This is a genomic window from Blautia sp. BCRC 81119, assembly GCF_003184505.1.
In the GTDB taxonomy this organism is placed as follows: domain Bacteria; phylum Bacillota; class Clostridia; order Lachnospirales; family Lachnospiraceae; genus Blautia_A; species Blautia_A fusiformis.
Window position 1 is genome coordinate 1 of the sequence record NZ_QJHD01000072.1, and the last position, 621, is coordinate 621.

Annotated in this window: 1 pseudogene; it reads left to right on the forward strand. The window is 49.6% G+C overall.

Going from position 1 to position 621, the window contains the following annotated elements:
- Nucleotides 1–621: pseudogene (locus tag DMI82_RS19580) on the forward strand (hypothetical protein); the annotation flags it as partial.

Here is a 621-nt window from a genome sequence, read left to right on the forward strand (position 1 = left end):
CCGTCTATTGTAAAAACCCGCGTGAAAGCGAACAACTATAAGCAGACTACTGTTACTTGGACAAAATCCATCAATGCTACGAACTACCTGGTTTACTACCGCTCTGCTGACACCACAAAGTGGACCAGGATTGCAAACGTCAGTTCAAAGACCCTGAAATACGTTCACAAGTCCAGCCGCAAGTACCCGGTTGAAGCCGGAAGAACTTACTACTATATGGTAAGGGGCTATAATAAGACGTTTAAAACTTATGGCGGGTATAACAAAGCAGGAATGCGGGTTGCCATCCCGAAGAAGCCGGCTGCAACGCCAACTGCCACTCCGACAGCAACACCACATCCTACACAGAAACCGAGGCCGACGGCAACACCAAAGCCGACAGCAACACCAAAACCAACGGCTACTCCGAAACCCACACAGAAGCCAAAGCCTACCGCGACACCAACCCCAGACCCGGACAGCCCGTCTGAAGTAAGAAAGCAGATTCAGGAGGTCATCAAGTATACAAACCAGGTAAGAATAAAACATGGCTCAGCACCGGTTGTAGAAAATGAGGCGCTTGACAGAGGCGCTGCGGTGAGGGCGAAGGAGATTTATACGAAGTTTAGTCATGAAAGGCCA